Origin of the sequence: Falsigemmobacter intermedius (assembly GCF_004054105.1) — a bacterium.
In the GTDB taxonomy this organism is placed as follows: Bacteria; Pseudomonadota; Alphaproteobacteria; order Rhodobacterales; family Rhodobacteraceae; genus Wagnerdoeblera; species Wagnerdoeblera intermedia.
This window is the reverse complement of record NZ_SBLC01000002.1, coordinates 86,446-103,383: the sequence shown is the minus strand read 5'-3', so window position 1 is coordinate 103,383 and position 16,938 is coordinate 86,446. Positions and strand designations below refer to the sequence as shown.

Annotated in this window: 19 protein-coding genes; 11 read left to right on the top strand and 8 right to left on the bottom strand. The window is 63.3% G+C overall.

The window, feature by feature from the left end; translation table 11 throughout:
- Nucleotides 1–4: 4 nt before the first annotated feature.
- Nucleotides 5–1,231, bottom strand: a complete 1,227-nt coding sequence (locus tag EP867_RS01640; protein WP_206616302.1) for an MFS transporter — start codon at nt 1,229–1,231, stop codon at nt 5–7.
- Nucleotides 1,224–2,507, bottom strand: a complete 1,284-nt coding sequence (gene guaD / locus EP867_RS01635) for a guanine deaminase (RefSeq protein ID WP_128486469.1) — start codon at nt 2,505–2,507, stop codon at nt 1,224–1,226. Before guaD ends, EP867_RS01640 begins: the two co-directional genes overlap by 8 nt.
- Nucleotides 2,508–2,636: 129 nt before the next feature.
- On the opposite strand from guaD, the gene mgtE reads away from it, so the two are divergent.
- The gene (mgtE, locus tag EP867_RS01630) at nt 2,637–4,007 is read left to right on the top strand and encodes a magnesium transporter (protein WP_128486468.1); all 1,371 of its coding nucleotides are present in this window, start codon (nt 2,637–2,639) and stop codon (nt 4,005–4,007) included.
- Nucleotides 4,008–4,013: 6 nt separating this feature from the next.
- Here mgtE and EP867_RS01625 read toward each other — a convergent pair whose 3' ends face one another.
- Nucleotides 4,014–4,310 (bottom strand): hypothetical protein, encoded by a 297-nt coding sequence (locus tag EP867_RS01625; protein WP_128486467.1) that lies wholly within the window; start codon nt 4,308–4,310, stop codon nt 4,014–4,016.
- A gap of 84 nt (nt 4,311–4,394) precedes the next feature.
- Here EP867_RS01625 and EP867_RS01620 point away from each other — a divergent pair, with 84 nt between their 5' ends.
- The 6 genes from EP867_RS01620 (at nt 4,395) to EP867_RS01595 (ending at nt 8,514) form a co-directional block, all read left to right on the top strand.
- Complete coding sequence (locus EP867_RS01620; protein ID WP_128486466.1) at nt 4,395–4,958, top strand: 5-formyltetrahydrofolate cyclo-ligase; 564 nt, start codon at nt 4,395–4,397, stop codon at nt 4,956–4,958.
- Nucleotides 4,959–5,039: 81 nt separating this feature from the next.
- Nucleotides 5,040–5,597 carry a NifU family protein gene (locus tag EP867_RS01615; protein WP_128486465.1) on the top strand — a complete coding sequence of 186 codons (558 nt, stop codon included), beginning with the start codon at nt 5,040–5,042 and terminating at the stop codon, nt 5,595–5,597.
- Nucleotide 5,598: 1 nt separating this feature from the next.
- On the top strand, nt 5,599–6,321 hold the full coding sequence (gene tsaB / locus EP867_RS01610; protein WP_128486464.1) for a tRNA (adenosine(37)-N6)-threonylcarbamoyltransferase complex dimerization subunit type 1 TsaB: 723 nt from the start codon (nt 5,599–5,601) through the stop codon (nt 6,319–6,321).
- Nucleotides 6,314–6,730: a GNAT family N-acetyltransferase gene (locus tag EP867_RS01605; RefSeq protein ID WP_128486463.1), complete on the top strand. Its 417-nt coding sequence runs from the start codon at nt 6,314–6,316 to the stop codon at nt 6,728–6,730. Before tsaB ends, EP867_RS01605 begins: the two co-directional genes overlap by 8 nt.
- A gap of 105 nt (nt 6,731–6,835) precedes the next feature.
- Nucleotides 6,836–7,753, top strand: coding sequence for a sulfite exporter TauE/SafE family protein (locus EP867_RS01600; RefSeq protein WP_128486462.1), 918 nt, complete (start codon nt 6,836–6,838; stop codon nt 7,751–7,753).
- Nucleotides 7,750–8,514 (top strand): TIGR02186 family protein, encoded by a 765-nt coding sequence (locus EP867_RS01595; RefSeq protein ID WP_128486461.1) that lies wholly within the window; start codon nt 7,750–7,752, stop codon nt 8,512–8,514. The genes EP867_RS01600 and EP867_RS01595 overlap by 4 nt, the downstream gene beginning before the upstream one ends.
- A 3-nt stretch (nt 8,515–8,517) precedes the next feature.
- Here EP867_RS01595 and EP867_RS01590 read toward each other — a convergent pair whose 3' ends face one another.
- The 5 genes from EP867_RS01590 to EP867_RS01570 all read right to left on the bottom strand — a co-directional run bounded on the left by EP867_RS01590 (nt 8,518) and on the right by EP867_RS01570 (nt 13,108).
- Nucleotides 8,518–8,973: a universal stress protein gene (locus EP867_RS01590; protein ID WP_128486460.1), complete on the bottom strand. Its 456-nt coding sequence runs from the start codon at nt 8,971–8,973 to the stop codon at nt 8,518–8,520.
- A 94-nt stretch (nt 8,974–9,067) separates the two neighbouring features.
- Nucleotides 9,068–9,763 (bottom strand): glutathione S-transferase N-terminal domain-containing protein, encoded by a 696-nt coding sequence (locus EP867_RS01585; protein ID WP_128486459.1) that lies wholly within the window; start codon nt 9,761–9,763, stop codon nt 9,068–9,070.
- Nucleotides 9,764–9,882: 119 nt separating this feature from the next.
- The gene (gene glnA / locus EP867_RS01580) at nt 9,883–11,292 is read right to left on the bottom strand and encodes a type I glutamate--ammonia ligase (RefSeq protein WP_128486458.1); all 1,410 of its coding nucleotides are present in this window, start codon (nt 11,290–11,292) and stop codon (nt 9,883–9,885) included.
- A 48-nt stretch (nt 11,293–11,340) separates the two neighbouring features.
- Complete coding sequence (locus EP867_RS01575) at nt 11,341–11,679, bottom strand: P-II family nitrogen regulator (protein WP_128486457.1); 339 nt, start codon at nt 11,677–11,679, stop codon at nt 11,341–11,343.
- A gap of 610 nt (nt 11,680–12,289) precedes the next feature.
- The gene (locus tag EP867_RS01570; RefSeq protein ID WP_128486456.1) at nt 12,290–13,108 is read right to left on the bottom strand and encodes a ferredoxin--NADP reductase; all 819 of its coding nucleotides are present in this window, start codon (nt 13,106–13,108) and stop codon (nt 12,290–12,292) included.
- Nucleotides 13,109–13,401: 293 nt separating this feature from the next.
- On the opposite strand from EP867_RS01570, the gene EP867_RS01565 reads away from it, so the two are divergent.
- The 4 genes from EP867_RS01565 to hslU all read left to right on the top strand — a co-directional run bounded on the left by EP867_RS01565 (nt 13,402) and on the right by hslU (nt 16,855).
- Nucleotides 13,402–13,878: an Lrp/AsnC family transcriptional regulator gene (locus EP867_RS01565; RefSeq protein WP_128486455.1), complete on the top strand. Its 477-nt coding sequence runs from the start codon at nt 13,402–13,404 to the stop codon at nt 13,876–13,878.
- Nucleotides 13,879–13,947: 69 nt separating this feature from the next.
- A complete protein-coding gene (gene hslV / locus EP867_RS01560; RefSeq protein ID WP_128486454.1) occupies nt 13,948–14,508 on the top strand; it encodes an ATP-dependent protease subunit HslV in 561 nt (186 codons plus the stop codon).
- Entirely contained in the window at nt 14,505–15,554 is a 1,050-nt protein-coding gene (locus tag EP867_RS01555) for a hypothetical protein (RefSeq protein WP_128486453.1), read from the top strand. The genes hslV and EP867_RS01555 overlap by 4 nt, the downstream gene beginning before the upstream one ends.
- Nucleotides 15,551–16,855 (top strand): ATP-dependent protease ATPase subunit HslU, encoded by a 1,305-nt coding sequence (hslU, locus tag EP867_RS01550; RefSeq protein WP_128486452.1) that lies wholly within the window; start codon nt 15,551–15,553, stop codon nt 16,853–16,855. The genes EP867_RS01555 and hslU overlap by 4 nt, the downstream gene beginning before the upstream one ends.
- The last annotated feature ends 83 nt before the right edge of the window (nt 16,856–16,938 follow it).

Here is a 16,938-nt window from a genome sequence, read left to right as displayed (position 1 = left end):
GGTCTCAACCCTTTGGTGCGGGGCGCCACAGAAGTGCTGCCGTTGCGGCGAGCGCGCCCACAGCCGCGAAGACGTAAAAGCCCCAGGGGTGGCCGATGCCAAAGGTGACCAGCGTGCCGCCGATCAGCGGACCCATGATCGCGCCGATACGACCGATGCCTGCCGCCCAGCCCAGGGCTGCCGCGCGCAGACCATCCGGATGGGCTGCAGCGGTATAGGCATAGACGAGAACCTGCGCGGAAAAGACGATGCTCCCCGTCAGGAAAACCACCGGATTCAGCAGCCAGGGCGCCATTTTCACCGACAAAGACGCCAGCAGCAGCCCGCCCAGAGCGAACCACAAAACGGTCGCCGCCTTCAGCCCGATCCGGTCCCCGATCCGCCCGGAGACCAGCAGGCCGACGATGGCCCCGGCGTTCATCAGCAAAAGAAGCCACAGCCCGCCCGCCAGATCATAGCCCGCCGAGATCATCAGCTGCGGCAGCCAGGTGTTCAGCCCGTAAACCAGGATCAGCCCCATGAATGAGGTCACGCAGATGGCCAGGGTCTGCACCCGCCGCGCCGGGCTGAGCAGTTCCGCCGCACCGGTGCGGGGGGCCGCTTTCGGGCCCTCATGCAACAGGCTGTCCTGCGGCAGCCACAGATAAAGCGCCAGGGTCAGCACAAAGCCCGGCACCGCGCCAGCCACGAACATCGCCCGCCAGCCGGGTTCCGGCAGGAAGATCAGCGCCAGCAGCGCGGTGCTGACTGCGCCGACGTGATAGCCCGTCATCAGCGTGGTGGTGGCCGCACCCGAGCGGCCCTTTGCGGCGCTTGTCACCAGCGACATCGCGGTCGGAAGGCAGGCGCCCAGCCCCATCCCGGCCAGAAAGCGGAAAGCCGCAAGGCTGATCCAGCTTTGCGCAAAGGCGCAGGCAAGGGTGAAAAGCGAGAAGGAAAACACTGTGGCCAGCATCACCCGGCGACGGCCCAGACGCGCCGTCAGCGTGCCGGTGCTGATGGCCCCGAGGGTCATCCCCACAAGGCTGAGGGTCGAGACAGCGGTGGCCTCTGCCGTGCTCATAAAGGGCGAAGCGCCGCCGGTGAGGGGCGGGATCAGCGCGCCGAGCACCACCAGATCAAAGCCGTCGAGCACGACCGCGATCCAGCAGAGCAGCATGGTCAGACGCGCTGCATGAGCGCCGCCCGTGGGATCTGATGACCGGTAATCAGATGACGGATGATCAGACAAGGCGCGCTCCGTTCACATAGGTCGCAACCACAGCGCGGTCATCGCCCATGATCTGCGTTGGGAAAACCGACTGCCAGATCGTCTCAGCCCGCGCGGTCGCCTGGGCGATGGCGGGGGTCGAGGCCAGATCGATCACCACCAGATCGGCCTCCATGCCGGGGGCGATATTGCCGATACGGTCATCCATCCGCATCGCGCGGGCCGAGCCCTGGGTGGCCAGCCACCAAAGCTGTGCCGGGTGGATCGAGTGGCGGCGCAGCTGCGCGACCTCATAGGCCGAGGCCATGGTGCGCAGCATCGAGAAGTTCGACCCGCCGCCGATGTCGGTGGCCAGGCCGACGCGGTGGCCTGCCGCTTTCAGCCCGCTCAGATCAAAAAGCCCCGAGCCGATAAAGGTGTTCGACGTCGGGCAATGGATCAGGCTGCAGTCCATATCGAGAAGTTTGGCCTTCTCGCGCTCTTCGAGCCAGATCGAATGACCAAAGAGGGCGCCCGGCCCGACAAGGCCAAAGCGCTCATAGATATCAAGATAATCCCGCGCCTCTGGGTAGAGCGTTTTCACCCATTCGATCTCATCGGTCTGCTCAGAGAGATGCGTCTGCATGAGGCAGGAGGGATTGGCCGCCCAGAGCGAGCCGAGCGCCTCAAGCTGTTCGGGCGTTGAGGTCGGGGCAAAGCGCGGGGTGATCACATAGCTCAGCCGGTCGAGCTGATGCCATTTGTTGAGAAGCTTTGCGCTGTCGTCATGGGCGGACTGCGCCGTGTCGCGCAGCCCGTCGGGCGCGTTCACATCCATACAGGTTTTGCCCGCCGCAATCCGCATGCCGCGCTTTTGTGCCGCGCTGAAAATCGCATCCACGCTTTCGGGGTGGATCGTCGCATAAGAGCAGACCGTGGTCGTGCCCCGCGCCAGCACCAGATCGAGATAGCGGTTCGCAATCTCATCGGCATAGGCCTGATCGGCGAAGCGGGTCTCTTCGGGGAAGGTGTAATCGTTCAGCCAGTCGATCAGCCGCTTGCCCCAGGAGGCGATGATCGCGGTCTGCGGGTAATGCACATGGCTGTCGACAAAGCCCGCAGAAATCAGGTGGTTGCCGTAGCTGGTCACCGGAACGCCGGGGTGTTCCGCCAGGATCTGCGCGCGCGGACCCACGGCGCGGATCACGCCGCCTTCAATCAGAAGTGCGCCATCGGTTTCCACCCGGGCCGCATCCGGACCCGCCAGAAAGGGGTCGGCGGTGAACTGTAACACCTGCCCGGTCAGAATTTCGGCCATATTGAACCCCTTACCTGATTTCTGCGTTCAACATTACCAGCGCGGGAGAAAATTGACGAGGGGGCTCTGTTCGCGCAAACAGCCTTTGGGTATGGTCCCCCCGAATGGCCGCCGACCAGGAGATGTGTGATGAGTACGGAAAATGACACCACACGGGGCGGCGCAGAGCGGATACTGATCGACCAGATCCGCGCAGCGGTCGAAGCCGGGGATGCGGCACAGCTGACCGCACTGCTCGAGCCGCTGCACCCCGCCGATATCGCGGACGTTCTTGAACAGATCCGCCCGCAGGAGCGAAGCGATCTGCTGGCGCTCTGGGGCGGTGAGATCGACGGCGAGGTGCTTTCCGAGCTGGATGAAAGCCTGCGCGAGGAGGTCATCGGACAGCTGGAACCCGCGGTTCTGGCGGGGGCGGTGCGCGAGCTTGATACCGACGATGTGGTCGACATCCTTGAAGACCTGGAAGAGCCCGCTCAGGAGCTGATCCTTGAGGCGCTTGAGGCGGATGACCGCGCCGCGGTTGAGCAGTCGATGGCCTATCCGGAATATTCCGCCGGCCGTCTGATGCAGCGCGAAGTGGTGACGGCGCCCCTGCATTGGACCGTGGGCGAAGCCATTGATTACCTGCGCGAACATGACGGGCTGCCCGATCAGTTCTATCATGTGATCCTGGTGGATCCGCGGATGCGGCCTCAGGGCTATGTGACCCTTGGGCGGATGCTGTCGGCGCGGCGCAATGCGCGGCTCGCGGATCTGGCGGAGGACAGCTTCCGGACCGTTGAGGGCGAGATGCCCGAGGCGGATGTCGCTTATCTCTTTAAGCAGTATCACCTGATCTCGTTGCCGGTCGTTGATGCGGCCGGGCGGCTGGCGGGGGCGATCACGATTGATGACGCGCTCAACGTGCTCGACGAAGAGCATGAAGAAGACATGCTGCGCATGGCGGGTGTGGGCGAGGAAAGCTCGATCTCGGACGGTGTCGGTGAGACGCTGAAGCAGCGTCTGCCCTGGCTTGGGATCAACCTTCTGACGGCCAATGTCTCGGCCCTGGTGATTTCGCTCTTTGACGGCACGATCGCGGCCATTGTGGCGCTGGCGGCGCTGATGCCCATCGTGGCCTCTATGGGCGGAATCGCGGGGACGCAAAGTCTGACGGTGGCGGTGCGCGCGCTTGCGACGCGGGATCTGACCTCGTCAAACGCGACGCGGGTGGTCTGGCGGGAACTGACCGTGGGCCTGATCAGCGGGCTGATCTTCGCGCTCTGCATGGGGATGATGGCCTGGGCCTTTTATGGCAGGGATATCTGGCTGGGTGCGGTCATCGGCTCGGCCATGATCATCAACCTTGCGGTGGCGGCCCTGGCCGGGGTGGTGGTCCCTCTGGTGCTGAACCGTCTGAAACTCGATCCGGCGCTGGCTTCCGGCACCTTTGTGATGACGCTGACCGATGTGATCGGCTTTTTCAGCTTCCTTGGGCTGGCCACGCTGGTGCTGCTTTAATCGGGTTTAATCGGGCGGATCCCCGGCTCGGGTGGCGTCAGACACAGCCATCTGCGCCTCTGCCAGATCGGAAAGCGCGGCGCAGTGGCGGATGTGATCGCGGCGGTATCTCTCGCGCAGCAGCGCGATGGCGGGTGCGGCGAGGCTGCGCGCCGATGGGGTCAGCGGGGTCTCCGCGCCGGGGAGGGCTGCGGCGAAACCGCGCCTTGCCGCCTCAGCCCGTTGCCCTGCGGCCATAGCCCGCGCCCGTGCCAGATCCAGACTGTGGCGAAGCTCTTGCAGATGATTGTGTCCGCTTTGCATAATAGCCCCCGAATAAGGCCCTGAACGGAGCCGGCAGAGGGATCATCTGCAAAAGAGGTGTGAATTTGGTTAAGGGAGCGCGCGGTGTCGGCAGCGCAGTTTAAGGCCGATCTGCGCCGCCGCGCCGCCGATCTGCGGGCGGAGGCTTTTGAGCGCGAAAACCTGACGGCGGCCAATCTGCGGCTCTCTGCCGCTCTGGGCGATTTTCAGGGGCAGGTGCTCGCGGGCTATCTCGCCATGCGCAGCGAAGCCGATCCGGCGCTGGCCATGGCGGCGCATTCGGGGGACTGCTGTCTTCCCGTGGTTGCGCGCAAAGCCGCGCCGCTGATCTTTCGGGCCTGGAAGCCCGGCGAGGCGCTGGTTCCCGGCGCATTCGGCACGCATGAGCCGCCGCAGAGCGCGCCGGAGCTGGTGCCGCAGGTGCTGATCGTGCCGATGCTGGCCTTTGACGCGCGGGGCTATCGCCTGGGCTATGGCGGGGGCTTTTACGACCGCACCCTTGAGGCTTTGCGGGCCAGGGGCAAAGTCACCGCGATCGGCTTTGCCTTTGACGCCCAGGAGGCCGATCTGGTGCCTGTTGAGCCGACCGATCAGCCGCTTGATCTGATCGTCACGCCCACGCGGCTGATCTGGCCCATGGCCACCTGAGGCGCAACGCCCCCGGGGGGCTTGCCTTGACAGGCCCGCCCCCCGGTCGCATATCCAGTCTAACGCCCCGGAGGGACCGCCATGTTCATTCAGACCGAAACCACCCCGAACCCCGCAACGCTGAAGTTCCTGCCTGGCCGTGAGGTCATGGATCTTGGCACCGCTGATTTCCCCTCGCTGGAGGCGGCGCAGAAATCGCCGCTCGCGCGCCGGATCTTTGCGACCGGTGGTGTGACCGGGGTTTTCCTTGGCCATGATTTCGTCACGGTGACCAAAGCCGCGGATGTCGCCTGGGAGCATGTGAAGCCCGCGATCCTCGGCGCCATCATGGAGCATTTCCAGTCCGGCGCTCCGGTCATCGAGGGTGAGGCAGCTGCCGCCCACATGGCGCATGAGGGCGAAGACGGTGAGATCGTGCGTCAGATCAAAGATCTGCTCGACACCCGTGTGCGTCCGGCTGTGGCCCAGGACGGCGGCGACATCACCTTCCACGGTTTTGATCGCGGCGTCGTCTATCTGCACATGAAGGGCGCCTGCGCGGGTTGCCCCTCTTCGACGCTCACTCTGAAGATGGGCATCGAGAACCTGCTGCGCCATTACATCCCGGAAGTCACCGAGGTTCGCCCGGTCGCTGCCTGAGATGACGTCTGATCTGCAAAGCGCCCCGGCGCAGTCCTGCGAGCCGGCCCCGAAAGGGCCGGTTCTGGCTTTTGACACTTCGGGGCCGTGGATTATGGCGGGCCTCTCGGGGCGCCCTTTGTTGCGCGAGGAGATGGCCAAAGGCCAGGCAGAGCGGCTGATGCCCCTGCTGAGCGGGCTTCTGGCCGCAGCGGGCCTTGGCTATCAAGACCTTTCTGCGCTGGCGGTCGGCACGGGTCCGGGCAATTTCACCGGGATCCGGATCGCCGTGGCGGCGGCCCGGGGCCTTGGCCTTGCGCTGAAAATCCCGGTGGTGGGCGTCTCGCAGTTTGAGATCCAGGCAGAGGGGGCCGGGGACGGCGATCTGCTGGTTTCACTGCCCGCGCCACAGGGCCGTGTCTATCTTCAGCATATCCGGGACGGTGTTGCGGTGGCGGCACCGCATCTGCTGACCCCTGGAGAGAGAGATGACGCTCTCCCGCAGTCGGGGGCAGAGGTCTGCGGATATGCTGCCGCTGAGGTTGCGGCGGGCCTTGGGCTTTCTCTGTGCGACCAGCCGCATTGGAGCGCGATTGAGGGGTTTGATCTGCCGCAGGTCATGAACCGCATCGCCCTGCGCCGTCTGGCCACGGGTAAGGCTCTGCCGCGTCCGGCGCCGCTTTATGTGCGCCCGGCAGATGCCGCCCCGCCGTCCGATCCGCCGCCGGCTATTCTCGATGCCTGATTTTGCGACCCTCGCGGCGATCCACGCAGGCTCTTTCACCCATCCCCGCCCCTGGAGTGAGGCGGAACTGCGCGATCTGGCAGCCGCCCCCGGCGCGGTGCTGCGGGCTCTGCCAGGTGGCTTCGTGCTGGGCCGGGTGACCCTTGATGAGGCAGAGCTTCTGACCATCGCCGTTGACCCCGCAGCCCGTCGCCAGGGCCTGGGCCGTCGCCTGATGGCGGCTTTCTACAGGGGCTGCGCCGATCTTGGGGCTGTGACCGCTTATCTGGAGGTTGCGGCCGACAACCCCGCTGCCCGCGCACTTTATGAGGCAGAGGGCTGGCAGACGGCGGGGCGGCGCAAAGGCTATTACCGCAGTCCTGAGGGCGTGCCCGTCGATGCCGTGGTGATGACCCGACCACTGTCCTGACCCCCTGAGACCCTGGCACGCCCCGGGGCTTTGACGTCGCTTTGACAATGCCGCCCCGGGGTGCGACTGTGAGGGTTAAACCGCCTCTTTGCGCGTCAGGTCTTCATGCAGCTTTATCTTCCCATCGCTGAGGTCTCGGTCAATGCATTGACTCTGCTCGGGCTTGGCGGAGTGGTGGGGGTGCTGTCGGGCATGTTCGGCGTCGGCGGCGGCTTTCTGATCACCCCTTTGCTGATGCTGATCGGCGTGCCGCCCGGCGTGGCGGTGGCGACCGGGGCAAACCAGGTGGTGGCCTCTTCGGTTTCGGGCGTGCTGGCGCATGTGAAGCGGCGCACGGTCGATTTTCGCATGGGGCTGGTGCTTCTGGGCGGGGGTATGGTCGGCTCAGCGCTTGGGATCTGGGTCTTTTCGATCCTGCGCCGGATGGGCCAGGTTGAGCTGATGGTGCAGCTTTCCTATGTGCTGTTTCTGGGCCTCATCGGCCTGATGATGCTGCAGGAAAGCCTGCGCGCCATCCGCCGCGCCCAGACCGGCACCGCGCCGCGCCGCGCACATCAGCACCGCATGGTGCACCGTCTGCCGCTGAAGATGAAATTCCGCGCCTCAGGGCTTTATATCAGCGCGATCCCCCCCGTTCTGGTGGGCGCGGCGGTCGGGTTTCTGGCGGCGATCATGGGGGTTGGCGGCGGCTTCATTATGGTGCCGGCGATGATCTATCTGCTGGGGATGCCGACGAAAGTGGTCGTGGGCACCTCGCTGTTTCAGATCATCTTTGTCACGGCTTTCACCACGCTGATGCATGCGGTGACGGCCTATTCGGTCGATATTCTGCTGGCGGTCATGCTGATCGTGGGCGGTGTGATCGGCGCACAGATCGGCACGCGGATCGGGCTGAAACTCAAGGCAGAACGCCTGCGGCTGCTGCTGGCGCTTTTGGTGCTGGCGATGTCGGTGAAGATCGCGCTGGATCTGCTGGTCACGCCAGGAGAGCTTTATGTCCTGACACCGGGGCGGCTGCCATGAAGCTTCTGCGCGGATTGCTCCTCAGCCTTTTTGCGCTTTGCACACCCGCTGCGGCCACCGAAGAGGTGGTGACGGGGCTGTCGCAAAGTCGCGTCGGTATTACCGTCAACTTTGACGGCTCAGAGATCGTGGTCTTTGGTGCGGTCGCGCGTGATGCGCCTGCGCCTGAGGGCCCGCTCGATGTCATCGTCACCATCGAAGGCCCGTCGGGTCCGGTCACGGTGCGCCGCAAAGAGCGGGTCTTCGGGATCTGGGTCAACACCGATGCGGTGGAGGTGACTTCGGCCCCGGTCTATTACGCCGTCGCCTCTACCCGTCCGCTGGAAGAGATCCTTTCGGCGACCGATGATCTGCGCCACCGCATCACGCTGCCGCAGATGGTGCGCACGATCGGCGTGGCCCATCAGGCGGAAGACACCGGGCTTTTCACAGAGGCCCTGATGCGGCTTCGCACCCAGAGCGGGGCTTTCAGCCGTCAGGACGGCGGTGTGGTGCTGGAGCGTGATGTGCTGATCCGCGCCGATGTCGTCCTGCCCGCCAATCTGACGGAGGGTATCTTCCGCACGCGGGTCTTTCTGCTGCGCGAGGGCCGGGTCATTGCTGAGGAAGAGCAGCTGATTGACGTGCATAAACAGGGGATTGAGCGGTTTTTGCACCGCCTCGCCCTCGATCAGCCGCTGATCTATGGCATCCTGTCGCTGGCGCTGGCCATTGCGGCGGGCTGGCTGGCCTCTGCCGCCTTCAACCGCTTCCGGACCTGAGGGTCAGGTAATCGCCTCAAGGCGTTCTTTCGACATCTCGCCCGGCACGATGGTGACCGGGCAGGGCAGATTGGCCGATCCTTTGGAAAGCAGCGTCACCAGCGGACCGGGGCCGGATTTATCGGAGCCCGCGCCCAGGACCAGCACACCGATCTCCGGATCTTCGCGAAGCTGCGCCAGAACCTCTGCGGCCACTTCACCCTCACGGATCACAAGGGTCGGGTGGACATTGTGCTTTGAGCGCATCCACTTGGCGAAAACCTCAAAATGCGCCTCGATCCGCTCCCGCGCCTCGGCCCGCATCAGATCCGCGACGCCCATCCAGTGCTGAAATTCCTCGGGCGGGATAACTGACAGGATCACCACGGCCGCATCGGTATGCGACGCGCGCAGCGTGGCATAGCGCATTGCATTCAGGCATTCGCGGCTGTCGTCGAGCACCACCATGAACTTACGCATCATTTCCCCCCGGCTCTGCGCTGCCAGACTGCTCTCATAATCCCGACTTGTCCAGTCGTGATGCAGCGGGGAAGGCCCCGCCGCAAACCGCCGCTTAAGGAACGGCGGGGATGTTCAGAGCGCGCTGAACGGCGGGACGCGCCATGAAGCGGTCGAAATAGGCGGGGACATTTTTCAGATCCGACCAGCCCACGGCCTCTGCGCCTTTGTAGTGATGCATCATGCCATGCAGCCAGGGGCCGATGGCCATATCCGCGATGGAATACTCCCCCGCGATCCAGTTCTGGCCTTCGAGCGCCTGATCCAGGACCTGCAGCAGTCGCGCCGCCTCTGCGCGGTACCGCTCCCGCGGGAGGGGGGCTTCGACAGCTTTTCCGGCGTAGTGATGGAAAAAGCCGAACTGCCCGAACATCGGCCCGATGCCCGCCATCTGGAACATCAGCCATTGGGTGATCTGCCATTTCTTATCGGCGGGCAGGAATTTTCCTGATTTCTCCGCCAGATAAAGAAGAATCGCACCGCTTTCGAACAGCGTCACCGGCCGGCCCTCCGGCCCTTGCGGATCAAAGATCGCCGGGATTTTGCCATTGGGGTTTACCGCCAGAAATTCCGGCGTTTTCTGATCGCCTTTGGCAAAATCGACCAGATGGGCGTCATAGGCCAGGCCGCTCTCCTCCAGCATCAGCGAGACTTTGACGCCATTGGGCGTGGGGTAGGAATAAAGCTGGATCGCGCCGGGTGTCTGAGCAGGCCAGCGGGCGGCGGCGGGGCTTTGCGGGGCAGCGGTCATGGAGCTCTCCCTTGAGGTCTCTTCAAAGGTAGGTGCACGGTCTGCCTGCGACCACCCCCTGCGCCTTTGCAAAGAAAAAGGGCGCCCCGAAGGGCGCCCTTTCGCCGGTCCCGAAGGGATCAGCAGGAGTAGTACATCTGGTACTCGACCGGGTGGGGGGTGTGCTCATAGGCATACACTTCTTCCCACTTCAGCGCGATGTAGGATTCCAGCTGGTCGCGGGTGAAGACGTCGCCCGCCAGCAGGAAGTCCATGTCTTTGCTCAGCTCTTCAAGCGCTTCACGCAGCGAGCCGCAGACGGTCGGGATTGCTGCCAGTTCTTCCGGCGGCAGATCGTAGAGGTCTTTGTCCGAAGCCGGGCCCGGATCGATCTTGTTCTTGATGCCGTCAAGGCCGGCCATCATGAGCGCTGCAAACGCCAGGTAGGGGTTTGCCGAAGGATCGGGGAAGCGGGCTTCAACGCGCTTGGCTTTCGGCGATTCGGTCCACGGAATACGAACGCAGCCCGAGCGGTTGCGTGCCGAGAAGGCGCGCAGAACCGGAGCTTCAAAGCCCGGGATCAGACGCTTGTAGGAGTTGGTCGAGGGGTTGGTGATCGCGTTCAGCGCTTTCGCGTGCTTCAGGATACCACCGATGAACCACAGAGCTTCCTGGCTGAGGTCAGCGTATTTGTCGCCCGAGAACAGCGGCTTGCCGTCTTTCCAGATCGACATGTTCACGTGCATGCCCGAGCCGTTGTCGCCCTTCATGGGTTTCGGCATGAAGGTCACGGTTTTGCCGTAGGCGTGGGCCACGTTGTGGATCACGTATTTGTATTTCTGGATGTTGTCAGCCTGCTCAACCAGACCACCGAAGATCAGGCCGAGTTCGTGCTGGCAGGTCGCCACTTCGTGGTGGTGCTTGTCGACCTTCATGCCCATGCGCTTCATGGTCGAGAGCATTTCCGAACGCAGGTCCTGCGCTTCGTCGATCGGGTTGACCGGGAAATAGCCGCCCTTGAAGCCTGCACGATGTGCGAGGTTGCCCGATTCAAACTCTGCATCGGTGTTCCAGGCAGCGCCTGCAGCGTCGATCGAGTAGGAGACTTTCTGCGGCGAGACCGAGTAACGGACGTCGTCGAAAATGAAGAATTCAGCTTCCGGGCCGAAGTAAGCGGCATCACCGATACCGGTCGACTTCAGGTAGGCTTCTGCTTTCTTCGCGATCTGGCGCGGGCAGCGGTCATAGGATTCACCGGTGTCCGGTTCCACCACGTCGCAGTGCACGCAGAGGGTTTTTTCCGCGTAGAAGGGGTCGATATAGGCCGAGCCTGCATCGGGCATCAGTTTCATGTCGGACTGATCGATCGACTTCCAGCCGGCAATCGAGGAGCCGTCGAACATGAAGCCTTCTTCAAAGAAGTCTTCGTCGACCAGGTCCACATCCAGCGTCACGTGCTGGAGTTTGCCTTTCGGGTCGGTGAAGCGCACGTCGACGTAAGCGACATCTTCGTCCTTGAGAAGCTTAAGGACGTCCTGAACCTTGCTCATACCTGGTTCCTTCCGTTTTCGGTTTCGGGTTCGGGCCTTGGCCCGGAATTAAATCGCGTCCTCGCCGGTTTCGCCGGTGCGGATGCGGATGACCTGTTCGACGGGCGAGACGAAAATCTTGCCATCGCCGATTTTATCCGTGCGGGCAGCGGAGATGATCGCTTCCACGGCGGCATCCACCATGTCATCCGGGAGGATGACTTCGATTTTCACCTTGGGCAGAAAGTCGACGACATATTCTGCGCCACGGTAAAGTTCGGTGTGACCTTTCTGGCGTCCGAAGCCTTTGACTTCGATCACGCTGAGGCCCTGGATGCCAACGTCCTGGAGCGCCTCTTTGACTTCATCGAGCTTGAAGGGTTTGATGATCGCTTCGATCTTCTTCATGGCCCGGATCTCCTTCGTTGCCCTCTCCTGTGACCTCCTGACCATGTTCGGAGGGCGGGAACAAGGGAAGGGCGTTGCGCAGTCAGAACCCGGAAGGGGAATCCTGTCTGTTGCATAAAAAATATGCAAAGCGGCGTAAATAGCGGCAATCGAAGAATGGGGCGGATCGGAAGGCGGCTGAACTTCCGACAATTGCTCAATTCTGCGCCGCCGGTTTTGCCCCATTTCCGGGCGGTTTTTTCGCTCATGCGCGGGTCAGCGGCAGAGTGTCACAGCGGGTGATTCTGACGCGGCATCGCGGGGGGCAGAAGGCGGCCTTTTGCCGGGAGGGAGCAGATCGCAAACCTGGATTTTCCTGTCAAGCCTTTGGCGGCGTTTTGGAAATATCTTCTCTGCCGGTGGTCTGTGGCCATGGCCTGAAGCGCTGAGCCTGATGATCCCGCAGGGATTTTGCTCCCCCGTCGCCCTGCCGACCGCCCGATAAGGCCGGACGCGGATCAGAGAGCGCCGGATTTGCGCCAGCGCCTTCAGCGCGGAACTGCGCAATTTCGCGCCGCATGAAAAAAGGCCGGGAAGTCCCGGCCCTTTGGTCTCTCGCGCTGTGGCAGGCTCAGATGCCGTCGCCGACGAAGGCCTTTTCGACCACAAAATGCCCGGGGTCCGAATTGGCCCCCTCGCGCAGACCGGCCGCCTCAAGGATCGCTTTGACATCGACGTTAAAGGCCAGGCTGCCGCAGATCATGGCGCGGTCGCGCTCTGCCGTCAGGCCCTCTTCGAGGCCAAGGTCGCGGAAGACTTTGCCGGAGGTCAGGTTGTCGGTGACGCGGCCCATGTGGCTGAAGTCTTCGCGGGTGGTGGTGGGGTAATAGAAGAGCTTGTCCCCGATCAGCTCGCCGATCAGCTCATCTTCGCGCAGCTTTGCCACCAGTTCCTGACCGTAAGCCAGTTCCGCCACCTCACGGCAGGTGTGCATCATGACGACCTGGTCGTATTTCTCCCAGGTCTCCGGCTCGCGCAGCAGCGAGGCGAAGGGCGCAAAGCCGGTGCCTGTGGCCAGAAGCCACAGCCGTTTGCCCGGAAGCAGCGCGTCATGCACCAGGGTGCCCACGGGTTTGGGCCGCAGAATGATCTGATCGCCGGGCTGAATGTGCTGCAGCTTTGAGGTCAGCGGACCATCCGGCACTTTGATCGAATAGAACTCAAGCTCATCATCCCAGGCCGGTGAGGCGATGGAATAGGCGCGCAGCAGCGGGCGGCCGTTCTCGCCCATCAGGCCGATCATCACAAATTCGCCCGAGCGGAAGCGCAGGCTTTGCGGCCGCGTCACGCGGAAGGAAAACAGACGGTCGGTCCAGTGTTTCACCTCCGTCACGGTTTGCGCGTCGGGCAGCAGCGTGGCAGGGCGGGTAGAGGCGGGCGTATCGGTCATGCGTCTCGGGTCCGGTTCAGGGTGTCAGGCACCGCAACAGCGAGGTCGCGACCCGATCTGCGGGCCGCACTCAGAACGGCTTTTCCCTTAACGAAAACTCAGGCAAAGGGAAAGCCGCGCGAGAGGGTGATGCGGCCGCGGCGCACTGCGGGCAGGGGTGGCGGATCGTCACGGGGCAGGCAGCAGGAAGATCGCCCCTCTGATCTGCGGTTCCGCCCTTGAGCTTTGGGATAAATTCCCGGATATATAGGCAAATGGGGCCCTTCTGTCCCGGTCATCAGGAGATCTATGGTATGGCTGCCCGTCTGGATGAGATGGATCGGAAAATCCTTGCTGCACTCCAGGAAGATGCCTCGCTCTCTCTTGATGAGATCGCGCGGCGGGTCAGCAGCTCCAAAACGCCGGTCTGGAACCGTATCCGGCGGATGAAAGAAAGTGGCGTCATCCTGCGCACCACGGCGCTGCTGGATGCCGAGGCGCTCGGGCTTGAGGCCTGTTTCTTCGTCCTGGTGCGGACGTCAGAGCATGATGCGGGCTGGCAGGGTAAGTTTTTGCAGGTTCTGCAAAGCCGCCCCGAAGTGCTGGAGGCGCATCGCCTTGCGGGGGATATCGATTATATCCTGAAGGTCCGGGTGAAAAACGCCCGCGCCTATGACACCTTCTATCAGGCGCTGATCTCTGAGGTTCGGATTTACAACGTCACCGCGCTTCTGAGCATGGAAGAGATTAAATCCACCACGATTTTGCCGCTGGCGCTCGCAGCCGATTAATCCCGCCGGTCTTGCGCCTCAGCGGTCCTGCCGCCATATCGGATCAGGACTATGACGGAGCGCGGCACGATGGCTGACGATAAATTCCCCGGCTGGCACGGGACGACGATTCTTGGTGTGCGCCGGGGCGGTGAAGTGGTGATCGCAGGCGATGGCCAGGTGAGCCTTGGTCAGACGGTGATTAAGGGCACCGCACGCAAAGTGCGGAGGCTTTCGCCGGGCGGCCGTGATGTGGTGGTGGGCTTTGCCGGATCGACTGCGGATGCCTTCACGCTTCTTGAACGTCTTGAGCGCAAGCTTGAAGCCGCGCCGGGCCAGCTTCTGCGCGCCTGCGTGGATCTGGCGAAAGACTGGCGGATGGATAAATACCTCCGCAATCTTGAGGCCATGCTGATCGTGACCGACGGGGCGGGGCTTTACGTCATCACCGGTGCGGGCGATGTGCTGGAGCCGGAACATGACGTGGCGGCCATCGGCTCGGGCGGCAACTTCGCCCTGGCGGCGGCGCGCGGTCTGATGGAGACCGATCTTTCTGCCGAAGATGTGGCGCGCAAAGCCATGGCCATCGCGGCTTCGATCTGCGTCTATACCAACGGCAATCTGACCGTTGAGCGCGTGCCCGCCCCATGATCACCTCTGAGGATCTCAAGACCGCGGTCCGCTCCGGCCTGATCTCTGAGGCTCAGGCCACGGGGCTGACGGCGCTGGCGGACCAGCGGATGCAGGAAGCTGCGGGCCTTGCCCCCTCGGAAGAGCCCTTTCAGCTTTTTCGCGGTTTCAATGAGATCTTCATCGTCATCGGGCTGAGCATCCTTTTTGCGGGCTGGACCGGGGTTCTGGCGGCCATTCTGACGGCAGAGGGCCTGCCGGGCACTTTGTCCTCGCTGGCGGGGGTGGCGCTGACGTTGGCGGGACTTTACGGCGTGCAGCGCTATTTCACTCTGACGCGGCGGATGGTGGCCCCCTCCATCGCGCTGGCGGTGATGTTTGGCCTGAGCTTTCTGACGCTTGGCGGTATTCTGGGCGAGGCGCTGGATCTGCCTTTCGGCCTGCTCAAGCCGCTGACCTTCGCCACGGCGGCTGTGGGGATGATGGTGCATTACCGCATCTTCCGCGTGCCCTTTGATGCGCTTTTGATCGGCGGGGCGGTCTTCACCACGGTCTGGACCTGGCTGGCGCATCGCAACATGGTGCCGGATGACGCCTTTGCGCTGCTGCATTTCTCCTCCTCGGGACTTCCTGCGCTTTTGTCGATGGGCTTTGGTCTGGGCTGCTTTGCGCTGGCCATGCGCTTTGATCTCAGCGATCCGCGGCGGATCTCGACCCGGGCGGCGACCGGTTTCTGGCTGCATGTTCTTGCCGCTCCTGCGATCATCAACCCGCTGGCGCTGCGGCTGCTGAGCTATGACCACAGCCTGCCTTTGCTGGCGATCCTGTGCCTGCTGGCGCTGGTGGCTCTGGTGATTGACCGGCGTTCTTTCCTTGTTTCCGGCGCGGCCTATGCCGTCGGGATCGTCTTTGCCCTGTTTGACAGCCCGATGCTGGTGATCCTGGGACTGGGCCTTGGCCTCGTGTTCCTTGGCGCGCAGTGGGACCGGCTGCGCGGGGCGCTTTTGCGGGCGCTGCCGGAGTTTCCCGGCAAGACCCGCCTTCCTCCCTATGGACAACGGATATGACTGATCTGACCCCACGCGAAATCGTCTCCGAGCTTGACCGTTTCATCATCGGCCAGTCCGATGCGAAACGCGCAGTCGCCGTGGCTTTGCGCAACCGCTGGCGTCGCCGCCAGCTTGAGGGTGGTCTGCGCGAAGAGGTGCAGCCGAAAAACATCCTGATGATCGGCCCGACCGGTGTGGGTAAAACCGAGATTTCGCGCCGTCTGGCCAAGCTCGCTCAGGCCCCCTTCCTGAAGGTGGAGGCCACGAAGTTCACCGAAGTGGGCTATGTCGGCCGTGACGTCGACAGCATCATCCGCGATCTGGCGGATGTGGCCATGCATGACACCCGCGCCCGTATGCGCGAAGAGGTGAAGGCCCGCGCCCATCAGGCGGCGGAAGACCGCGTCGTCGCCGCCATCGCCGGTGCCGATGCCCGCGAGCAGACCCGCGAGATGTTCCGCGCCAAACTCAAGCGCGGTGAGCTTGATGAGACCATGATTGAGATTGAGGTCTCGGAAGCGGCGCCCGCGCTGCAGATGATGCCGGGTCTGCCCGGCGGCGGCATGGATCAGATGCAGGGTCTGCAGGATCTGCTGGGTAAAGCCTTTGGCGGGCGCAAAACCCGCAAGCGGATGACCGTGGCGGAAAGCTATGAGGTTCTGATCTCGGAAGAGGCGGACAAGCTGCTCGATGATGATGCGGTCAAGGCCGCAGCCCTCGAAGCCGTGCAGGAATCGGGCATCGTCTTCATTGATGAGATCGACAAGGTTGCTGCGCGGGCCGAGACCCGGGGCGCGGATGTCAGCCGCGAAGGCGTGCAGCGCGATCTGCTGCCGCTGATTGAGGGCACGACGGTTTCAACCAAGCTCGGTGCGGTGAAGACCGATCATATCCTCTTCATCTGCTCGGGGGCCTTCCATGTGGCCAAACCCTCGGACCTGCTGCCGGAGCTTCAGGGCCGTCTGCCGATCCGGGTGGAGCTGAAGGCGCTGACGGAGGGCGATTTCCGCCGCATCCTGACGGAGACCGACAATGCGCTGACCCGTCAGTACACCGCGCTGATGGCGACTGAGGGTGTCACTGTCACCTTTGCAGAAGATGGCATCGACGCGCTGGCCCGCATTGCGGCAGAGGTGAACCGCACGGTGGAAAACATCGGTGCACGGCGGCTTTACACTGTGATGGAGCGGGTCTTTGAAGAGCTGTCCTTCGCGGCTCCCGATCGCGGCGGCGAGGCTGTGGTGATCGATGCGGCTTATGTCGAAGCGCAGCTGGGTGAGCTGGCGCGGTCGGCCGATCTGGGACGCTACGTCCTTTAAGACGGGGCTCAGGCGGCCGCGGACAGATCTCTGCCCGCAGGAGGGGCCAGCGCTGCGCGGGCAGGCTGGCCCTTATCGTTTTT